Source organism: Rhizobium sp. Leaf371, assembly GCF_001424045.1.
Classification (GTDB): Bacteria; Pseudomonadota; Alphaproteobacteria; order Rhizobiales; family Rhizobiaceae; genus Ferranicluibacter.
Genome location: NZ_LMQB01000007.1, coordinates 32840 through 41214, shown reverse-complemented (window position 1 = coordinate 41214; position 8375 = coordinate 32840). Strand labels below are relative to the sequence as shown.

The following is an 8375-nucleotide window of genomic DNA, read 5'->3' as shown; positions in this document are numbered from 1 at the left end:
GATGGAGGACTGGGAAAGAAGCCGTCATGGTGCTGATTACCCGCTTTAGATCACGGCCAGAAGCAGGGCGATCGCCAAGCCGACGAGCATGAGGCACTTCACCAACATGACCAGGACGCGGCGCATCCTGAAGGAACGTCGCCCTGCCAGTGGCGAGAGAGTATGATCGAACGCTTCATGGCTTCTCGGAGACAGGCTTCGATATGCAGCTTTGCCTCCCCATTCGTCGGTGGCGAAGACATGTGAATGCTTGATGGATGGCTTTTTGGAAGACATGGCGTCCTCCTCGATTTGAGGCCAAGGCGTTTAGCCCTTAAGCGGCAGCGCCCGCGAAATCTGCTGCAGAAGATCTAAAGCCCATTTCCTCGATCACCGCCTCGCGTTCGGGANTGGCGAAGACATGTGAATGCTTGATGGATGGCTTTTTGGAAGACATGGCGTCCTCCTCGATTTGAGGCCAAGGCGTTTAGCCCTTAAGCGGCAGCGCCCGCGAAATCTGCTGCAGAAGATCTACCCTGCGCTGAAGGCAAGCCGTTTGCAATGACTATGACGATCGAGGACTAGCCAGAGCGGAGGGTTCGTGTGAATAAGCACAACTAAAACGAGTCGCGTTTCTGCTCGTTGGGTCGAAAGTAGAGCGCTGGGAGTATTGCGTTATGGACCCGAAAAAATGGGATAGCCCTGTTACCTTTGAGGAAAACAGTCGCGGCGGCTTCAGGACAATTGCAAGCACAGAAGAGGCGGCAAGGGTATTGCTCATGGACTGGCCAGTTCGAGGGACAAAGGCGCACCAGCGGGCCAAGGAGGTGATGATGTTTGTTCTGATGGGAGAGCGTCCGCCGGAGGAGGCGCGCAGTGCATTCCTTGCTGCCGCTGCCGATGCAAATGTCTTTATTCGAAACGCTTAAGTAACGCGCGAATTTTCTTCCGCCTTCCCTGAAGTTTTAAAGGCGTAGCTTCTACATTATTCTTTGCCGTCTGTTGAAGCCCTGTTCGCACAAAGTCTGACGTGAAGCGGCCAAGCACGGGGGCGGCGGCTAAAATCTTAGCTCATTGGGAAAAGCCATCGACACGATGGCAAGGTGAAGACGGGTTTGAGATCAAAGAGGTTTCGACAGCAGTCTGATTTCTTTCAGAGAGGTCAGCTGAAAGTCTGGTGGTGCCCCTGCCGAGGAATTGAACCTGGATCTGCTACAGACGAGGTAGCTGCTCTGGCGTTGAGCTACGAGGGGCATGTTCTCCATACGCCGCCATTCGGCCCGCCTTGCAAGTCGGTTCCGCCAGTAACGTTAGCGGGTAGGGGGTTGCGCACATCGGCTCGCATATGGGGCGCAAACCCGGATCTGCCAGGTGGCACGCTTTGTCTTCTGATCGCCGCTGCATTCGCGACGACGGCTACGTCAGTTGCTGCCTCAAACCGATGCATCGGATCAGTGTGCATGTAGCGCTTTGCCCTCGTCGGTCTTCGGCTTTCGGATGAAGAAGGCCGCCGCAACTGCGCCAAGCGAGATGATGGCTCCGCAGGAAAAGGCAGCGCGGACACCTGCTGCTATGGCCTCGCCCGATACGGCGCCGGAAAGCGTGGCTGCTTTGCCCTGTATGGTCATGATCGCGACGAAAAGCGCGGTCCCGGCGGCGCCCGCCACCTGCTGCGTCGTGCCGATCATCGCGCTCCCGTGCGAATAGAGGCCGGGGGGCAGTGAGCCAAGACTGGCGGTGAACAAGGGCGTAAACATCAGTGCAAGACCGATGCTCAGCACCACATGCGCGACCATTACCAACAAGATCGGCGTGTCGGACTGGATGAGTGTCAGTGCCCACATCACCATGCTGAAGAGGATCGAGCCAGGTACGACGAGCCACCGTGGCCCATGCATATCGTAGAGGCTCCCCACCTTAGGCGCACATAGTCCCATGATCAGGCCACCGGGTAGAAGCAGAAGGCCAGTCTGGAGCGTCGTTAGTTTCACCACATTTTGGAGAAAGATCGGTAGGAGGATGAAAACGCCGAACATCGACATCATCAAGATGGCCATCATGACAGCAGGAATGGTGAAAGCCGGTATGGCGAGCGTGCGCATGTCCAGAAGCGCCCTTTCCTGCCTCTGCAGGTGAGGCTGGCGGAGCACGAAGACCAGGATGATCACGGCACCCGCAACGAGCGGCACCCATGGCGAAATCGCCGGAGGATGGATCGCCGCTTCTCCCAAACCGCTAAGACCATAGACAAAGCTACCGAAACCCACCGCGGCCAGGGGTACGGAGGGGATGTCTATGGGCGCGCTCGAAGGCTGCGTGACATTGCAGATCTTCCATGCGCCGAGCGCCAGCGCGCCGAGTGCGATCGGGAGGACAAGCAGGAACATCCAGCGCCAGTCTAGAACAGAGAGAATGAGCCCGGAGATCGTCGGGCCAATGGCCGGTGCCACGGAGATCACGATCGAGATATTACCCATGATCTTGCCCCTTGTTTGCGGCGGCACCAGGTGCATGACCGTGGTCATCAGAAGCGGCATCATAATCGCCGTTCCGCTGGCATGCACGATGCGGCCAATGACCAGCACGGGAAAGCCTGGCGCCAGGGCGGAAACGAGGGTGCCTATCGAGAACAGCGACATGGCGAGCAGGAAGACCGGCCGCGTGTTCAGGCGTTGCAGCAGGTAACCGGTCACGGGGATGACGACTGCCATGGTCAGCATGAAGGCCGTTGAAAGCCACTGCGCCTGGCTCGCGGTAATCTCGAGATCCTAAATCAGCCGCGGCAGAGCGACAACCATGATCGTCTCGTTCAAAATCACCACGAAGGCCGAGATCAGGAGGAGACCGATGACCATCCGATTTCGGTCGGTGTGCTCCTCTGGCTCGGATCCATGACGAGATCCGGAAATGTTCTCGAAATCAGCGGTCATGACTGGCCTTCGCAGGGGTTAGAGAAATTGAAGCTGTTTGCTTGAAAGTGCCGATCTGCAATTGCATTGCCGCATTACACACGCTGATTCCGATGTTTCGTGCTTGGCTCGTTGCAAAGCCGTTGCCAGCCTGGCGTAACGATCTCCTCTGTGGCGCTGCGGCATAGGCCGTCGAAGAAGCGGGTGGTAGCAAATCGCTTTGGTGACGATCCCCATCGCGACAGGTTTTTCGAAAAAGCCAGTTTATGCGAGGTGTGCAACCGATTTCGTGCCTCTGTGAAAACAAACGTGAATGCCCCCCGGGTTGGTCCGGCTGACGTCCGGCTTCTGACAAGCAATGTTACCTCAGTCCCAGTCGGGAGCGCCGGCAGGAAAATAGGCACGATAGGGTCGCGCATCGTCAATGCGACGCGCGACGGAACGGCGGGTGAGCAAGCGCGCACGATAGGCTTTGAGCGTAACGAATTGATCTGCGATCGGGTTGACCCAATATGCACAGAAGAGTGCGGGGGCCGCAGCGCAGTCGGCAAGGGTGAGGTCCGCGCCGCGCGCCCAGTCGCGGCCTGCGAGTTCGCTGTTTCTCGTAGAGCGCGATCTGCGCCTTCCAAGTATAGGGCGAAAACGGATGACCGAAGAGCCAGATTACCAGGTGCCGTTCCTTATCTTCGCTTGACGTTCCTCTTCACGCGCACTTTCGATCGCGCCAAAAGACCCTGTTTCGACGGCACCTGCGGGTTCGTAAGTTGCAATGACGGTCCCGCCAGAGGATATTCGGTGTTCCACCAATCTGAGCGTGCCCGACGACGTGCCGTCATTGAACAGCCGCTTGCCACTGCCGAGCACGATCGGAAAGGTGTACAACACCAACTGGTCGAGCAGGCCTGCTGCTAGCAGTGCAGGATAGATCGTGCTTGATCCCTGGATCAACAGATCAGGACCATCGCCCTGTTTGAGCATCGTGACGTCGTCGATCCCGCGCACTCGATGGCTGTTTTCCCATGGCAGCGGTTGCTCACCCTTTGTCAGGACGTATTTGTTCGCCAAAGTGAAGGCCTTGCCCATCTCTTCGCCATCGGCGTAAGGCCAGTAGGCGGCGAAAATGTCATAGGTGCGCCGGCCCAGCAGGAGGTCATAGGGCCGCGAGAAAAACGCGCCAATCGCGGCGCCGACCTCTTCGTCGGCGACGGGAAACATCCAGCCGCCCTGGACAAATCCGCCGGTCGGGTCTTCTGTCGGTCCACCCGGCGCTTGTACGACGCCATCGAGTGATACGAACATGCCACCGATGATCTTACGCATCGCGCGTCTCCCCTGCGCGCGCCGCCTCGATTTTGGCGATGTCGATTTTGCGCATCTTCATCATCGCCTCCATCACGCGCTTGGCCGCTGCGGGGTTTGGGTCGGACATTCCGGCCATCAGCGCGCGGGGCACGATCTGCCACGAAAAGCCCCAGCGGTCCTTGCACCAGCTGCACATGCTCTCTGTACCGCCGTTGCCGACGATCGCATCCCAGTAGCGATCGGTTTCCTCCTGACTGTCGGTGAAGACCTGGAAACTGACCGCCTCGTTCGGGACGAAGCGCGAACCGCCATTCAGCCCGACGAACGATTGGCCGAGCACAGTGAACTCGACAGTGATCTCCTCGCCACGCTTGGTCGAGGGATTGTCCGCGGGGGAGTCTTGCCCCGCGCCGACATAGCTATCGGGGAACACGCTCGCGTAGAATTCGGCAGCCTCGCGGGCCTTGCCGTGGTCGAACCATAGACAGGTGGTTATCTTTGCCATTGTGTCACTCCCTATTTGCCACCGACCAGCGCAAAGGCAGCGCCTTGAGGATCATTACCCATGATGATGTGCATGCCGCCCGGCACCTCGTGCGGCCCCATTGTCACCGTGCCACCGCTCCGTTCGATCCGGCCCTTGAGGAAAGTGCGATCGAAATGCCTTGCACGGTCTTTGACCGTGTCTTCGACGGACAGGTCGAGCGGATGAACCGAACGATCAAGAGAGCTACCATCAAAGCATCAGCTACATCTCGATTTTCATAGACCCGATCACCGCTTCTCTCGACGCCAGGCTTGTCATGGCGCGATCGCCCATCTGGCGGGCCACGAGATTGAGGAGGCCTTCGCAGAAGACGATATAGGCACCCATGCTGTTGCTGAAGAAGCTGCTGGCATGGGGCACGAAAAATGCGTGTCGGGAGGGACTGACGAGGGGGGAGGCGCGTGTGTCCGTCACCGCGATGACAACAAGGCCGAGCTTGGCCGCGATTTCAGCCACGTTCGCGACGCTTCGGGTATAGGGCGCGCAACTTGCGACGACGACGACGTCCCCCTTCTCCAGCTGTGCCATTGCCTCCGCCACGCCGAGGCGAGGCGCGTCCAGCAGCGCGACGTCGCTGCGCAACATCCCCAGGCCATAGGTGAGGAAGCTCGCAAAGGCGTGAAACTGGCGCACGCCATGGACCCTGACGCGGCGGGCGTTGCCCAGGAGATCGGCGGCTTCCAGCAGTGCGGCCGGATCGAGCTGCGTCAGGAATCCATCGATATTGTTGCTCGTCTCGCGGCCGAGACGCTCAAAGATGTGCCGCTCTTCTTCGCTCTCCTCCTTCGTCGAGAAGAGGCGCCCGGCCTGCTGGCTGTAGAAATGCCGATCGTCCGCAGAAAACGCCTGGCGAAAAACCTTCTGAAAATCGCTGAACCCGGCAAAGCCGAGTTTCTGCGACAGCCGGGTTAGGGTCGATGCGTTTACCCCGAGAGCGGACGCCAGCTCGGAAATCGTTCGAACCGCCGTCTGCTCGGGTGTCTCGACCAGCTTTGCCAGCACGTCGAGCGCCTTGTTTCCGAGCGAAATATCGGCTTTCTCGCGATTGATGCTCACCGTGAGATTGCGGAGTTCCTCGATCGTCGCCGGTTTCGTAAAAGCCGTCACCTTATCCGTCAAAGCCATTCAACCGCCTGCCGTCACATTGCCCTGATCGTCAGATCCACGTTCTCGAAACGAGCTGCTGATCCCTCGCCATCATAAACGGCCCAATCGACGCTGTCCCTGCCGATTTTGAAGACCGCCGTGGCGAGCGTATTTTCGCCATCGGGATCATCTGGCTGCGTGCGGTAGATCGGCAAGGCACGCCGTTGCCTGTCCCGCAGAACGGACAGCGGCTCGGGCGATCGATCGCTTGTAGCGAGGATCGCCTCTCCACGTTCCTGCCGGGAGGCGGACGACCCCGTTATGATCTGTGGCTGCGACACCATGTCGGCATGCATGAGATGGTTAGCATGAACGGATGCGCCGGCAATATTGACGATCGAGCAATCCGTGTGCGTGAACTCGACGCTGGCCAGGCGCGACTGGCCCGCTTGCGCCAGTGTCAGGTGGAAAGCGCCGGCACGCGGCGCTTCGGGCAGCAGAGATAGCGCGGCATCGATCGTCGGGCAATCGAGAATCGCGCGGGTCAGCACCATGCGCGGCAGGCCGCTCCCGCCAAGCGTCGAGCGAATGTTGTTGACGGTCATCACGAGGCCGCGTCCATTGATCGCGAATGTATGCCCGGGTAACGAGCCCGGATAGATGAAGGCTGTAAACGACAGACCGTGTTCGGGTGCAATGGTCGCCAGTGCGCAGCCGGGTCTCAAGCCGGGATCGCCATCCTCGTTGTGCGCAACGACCGGGTCGGCGCCCGGGGTCCGGCCCGAAATTTGGCCCGGTATCTGGCCCGGTATCTGGCCCGGAATTTGAATAGTCGTGCAACCGTCCGGCGCCATTGCCCAGAGGTCCCCTCGGCAATTCCAGGCAAAAACCTCGTCGAAGGGAAGCCCCAGCCCGTCCGCGAGGCCTGAGAGCTCCTGCCAATAGTGCGGGTAGTGTTGCTCGACCAGCGATCTGGCAATGTGTATCCGCGCGTCGTCCTTCAGTTCCATCACCGTTGCCCAGGCATATGTTCTGACCAGATGGCGGTGGACCTGCGCTGCCCCATGGCGCCCGAGACCCCGGCCGACGTCGTAGTGGCTTCCCTCCAGGGTTATGCTGGGAAGGCGATGGCTGGCTTCAATGGACATGCTGCAGGAACTCGCGGAGGCGGGGATTTTCAGGGTTGTCGAGCAGGACGGCGGGATCGCCGTCCACGGCGATATTGCCGTTTTCCATGAAGATCAGCCGTGTTCCGACCTGGCGGGCAAAAGCGATCTCGTGCGTCACCACGATCATCGTCATGCCTTCCTCGGCGAGCGACTGCATGACGCGCAACACTTCATGACGCAGTTCCGGGTCAAGTGCCGACGTCGGCTCGTCGAACAGCATCAATTTCGGCTTCACGGCCAAGGCGCGTGCGATGGCGACACGTTGCTGCTGGCCGCCGGATAACTCTGACGGATAATGGTGGCCGCGATCGGCGAGGCCGACTTTCGCGAGCAAGGCGGTTGCCTGCTCGGTCGCTTCCGCCTTGCCGAGATTGCGGACCCTTCGCGGGCCGAAGGCGACATTTTCGAGCGCCGTCATCTGCGGAAACAGGTTGAACTGCTGGAATACCATCCCGGCTTCCTGGCGGATGAGCCGGACTTTCGCGCGACTTTCCCGAACGCTGATCCCGTCGACGACGAGATCGCCGCCGTTGATGTCCTCGAGAGCGTTGATGCACCGCAGCAGGGTGGACTTCCCTGATCCGGACGGGCCGATCAGGACGACGACCTCGCCGATGCCGATGTTGAGATCGACGTCCTTCAAGACGGAGATCGGTCCGAAATTCTTGGTAACATTTTTGAATTCTACGAGGCTCATAGGATCGGCATCCTTTTCTCGGTGATCCGCAGGACAAGGGTCAGCGTTCCCGTCATGACCAAATAGAATACGGCGACGGCCGACCAGATTTCGACGGCGCGAAAATTCGCCGCCATAATTTCCTGCCCCTGACGGGTCAGTTCACCGACGCCGATGACGATGAACAGCGACGTGTCTTTCAGACTGACGATGAACTGGTTGCCCAGCGCCGGAATCATGCGCCGGAAAGCCAGTGGTCCGATAACGTAGACGAGCACCTTCCAGAGAGGCAGGCCAAGCGCTAGGCCGGCTTCCTTCAGCCCCTTGTGAATGGACAGGAACGATCCCCGGACGATTTCCGCGATATAGGCGCCGGCATTGAAGACGATCGACACGATCGCGGCCATCAAGGGATTGATGCGAATGTCAGCCATGAGCGGCAGCGCGAAATAGATGAACATCACCTGCACGATGATCGGCGTACCGCGAATGATCTCGATGTAGAGAAAGGCAACGGAGTTGAGGGCGGCATTGCCATAGGCGCGCATCAGGCCGGCACCGATGCCGATCAGCAAGCCGCCGGCAAGGCCGGCAAGCGCGATCAGGACGGTCAGCCGCGCGCCCTTGAAGAGTTCCGGCAGGGCCTGCCAGACGACGGACCAATCGAATTCCATGAAAAAGCATCTCCAGGCGGGAAAGGAGCGCCG

11 protein-coding genes and 1 tRNA gene are annotated in these 8375 nt (G+C 59.5%); 1 reads left to right on the top strand and 11 read right to left on the bottom strand.

Going from position 1 to position 8375, the window contains the following annotated elements:
• Nucleotides 1–45 precede the first annotated feature (45 nt).
• Nucleotides 46–276, bottom strand: a complete 231-nt coding sequence (locus ASG39_RS07695; protein WP_062594455.1) for a hypothetical protein — start codon at nucleotides 274–276, stop codon at nucleotides 46–48.
• 380 nt (nucleotides 277–656) lie between these two features.
• Between ASG39_RS07695 and ASG39_RS07690 the strand changes: the two genes are divergently transcribed.
• Nucleotides 657–908, top strand: coding sequence for a DUF982 domain-containing protein (locus ASG39_RS07690; protein WP_062594454.1), 252 nt, complete (start codon nucleotides 657–659; stop codon nucleotides 906–908).
• A 249-nt stretch (nucleotides 909–1157) separates the two neighbouring features.
• Here the strand turns inward: ASG39_RS07690 and ASG39_RS07685 are convergent.
• The 10 genes from ASG39_RS07685 to glnP form a co-directional block, all read right to left on the bottom strand.
• Nucleotides 1158–1233 (bottom strand) — tRNA-Thr (locus ASG39_RS07685).
• A gap of 197 nt (nucleotides 1234–1430) precedes the next feature.
• A complete protein-coding gene (locus ASG39_RS07680) occupies nucleotides 1431–2738 on the bottom strand; it encodes a DHA2 family efflux MFS transporter permease subunit (RefSeq protein ID WP_277995958.1) in 1308 nt (435 codons plus the stop codon).
• Between the two features lie 9 nt (nucleotides 2739–2747).
• Nucleotides 2748–2909, bottom strand: a complete 162-nt coding sequence (locus tag ASG39_RS24470) for a hypothetical protein (protein WP_244481165.1) — start codon at nucleotides 2907–2909, stop codon at nucleotides 2748–2750.
• Between the two features lie 345 nt (nucleotides 2910–3254).
• The gene (locus ASG39_RS23720; protein WP_244481168.1) at nucleotides 3255–3521 is read right to left on the bottom strand and encodes a glutathione binding-like protein; all 267 of its coding nucleotides are present in this window, start codon (nucleotides 3519–3521) and stop codon (nucleotides 3255–3257) included.
• Nucleotides 3522–3551: 30 nt separating this feature from the next.
• Complete coding sequence (locus ASG39_RS07675; protein ID WP_062594453.1) at nucleotides 3552–4208, bottom strand: dihydrofolate reductase family protein; 657 nt, start codon at nucleotides 4206–4208, stop codon at nucleotides 3552–3554.
• Nucleotides 4201–4695 (bottom strand): VOC family protein, encoded by a 495-nt coding sequence (locus ASG39_RS07670; RefSeq protein WP_062594452.1) that lies wholly within the window; start codon nucleotides 4693–4695, stop codon nucleotides 4201–4203. Before ASG39_RS07670 ends, ASG39_RS07675 begins: the two co-directional genes overlap by 8 nt.
• Before the next feature lie 243 nt (nucleotides 4696–4938).
• Nucleotides 4939–5862, bottom strand: a complete 924-nt coding sequence (locus ASG39_RS07665) for a MurR/RpiR family transcriptional regulator (protein WP_062594451.1) — start codon at nucleotides 5860–5862, stop codon at nucleotides 4939–4941.
• A 14-nt stretch (nucleotides 5863–5876) separates the two neighbouring features.
• Nucleotides 5877–6971, bottom strand: coding sequence for a C45 family peptidase (locus ASG39_RS07660; RefSeq protein ID WP_062594450.1), 1095 nt, complete (start codon nucleotides 6969–6971; stop codon nucleotides 5877–5879).
• The gene (glnQ, locus tag ASG39_RS07655) at nucleotides 6961–7689 is read right to left on the bottom strand and encodes a glutamine ABC transporter ATP-binding protein GlnQ (RefSeq protein ID WP_062594449.1); all 729 of its coding nucleotides are present in this window, start codon (nucleotides 7687–7689) and stop codon (nucleotides 6961–6963) included. Before glnQ ends, ASG39_RS07660 begins: the two co-directional genes overlap by 11 nt.
• Nucleotides 7686–8342, bottom strand: coding sequence for a glutamine ABC transporter permease GlnP (gene glnP, locus ASG39_RS07650; protein ID WP_062594448.1), 657 nt, complete (start codon nucleotides 8340–8342; stop codon nucleotides 7686–7688). Before glnP ends, glnQ begins: the two co-directional genes overlap by 4 nt.
• Nucleotides 8343–8375: the final 33 nt, after the last annotated feature.

Excerpts from the sequence above, each read along its gene's own strand:
- ASG39_RS07670 (WP_062594452.1), bottom strand. The coding sequence starts at position 4,695 with ATGGCAAAGATAACCACCTGTCTATGGTTCGACCACGGCAAGGCCCGC.
- ASG39_RS07660 (WP_062594450.1), bottom strand. The coding sequence starts at position 6,971 with ATGTCCATTGAAGCCAGCCATCGCCTTCCCAGCATAACCCTGGAGGGA.
- ASG39_RS07695 (WP_062594455.1), bottom strand. The coding sequence starts at position 276 with ATGTCTTCCAAAAAGCCATCCATCAAGCATTCACATGTCTTCGCCACC.
- ASG39_RS07675 (WP_062594453.1), bottom strand. The coding sequence starts at position 4,208 with ATGCGTAAGATCATCGGTGGCATGTTCGTATCACTCGATGGCGTCGTA.
- ASG39_RS07690 (WP_062594454.1), top strand. The coding sequence starts at position 657 with ATGGACCCGAAAAAATGGGATAGCCCTGTTACCTTTGAGGAAAACAGT.
- glnQ (WP_062594449.1), bottom strand. The coding sequence starts at position 7,689 with ATGAGCCTCGTAGAATTCAAAAATGTTACCAAGAATTTCGGACCGATC.
- ASG39_RS24470 (WP_244481165.1), bottom strand. The coding sequence starts at position 2,909 with ATGACCGCTGATTTCGAGAACATTTCCGGATCTCGTCATGGATCCGAG.
- glnP (WP_062594448.1), bottom strand. The coding sequence starts at position 8,342 with ATGGAATTCGATTGGTCCGTCGTCTGGCAGGCCCTGCCGGAACTCTTC.
- ASG39_RS07665 (WP_062594451.1), bottom strand. The coding sequence starts at position 5,862 with ATGGCTTTGACGGATAAGGTGACGGCTTTTACGAAACCGGCGACGATC.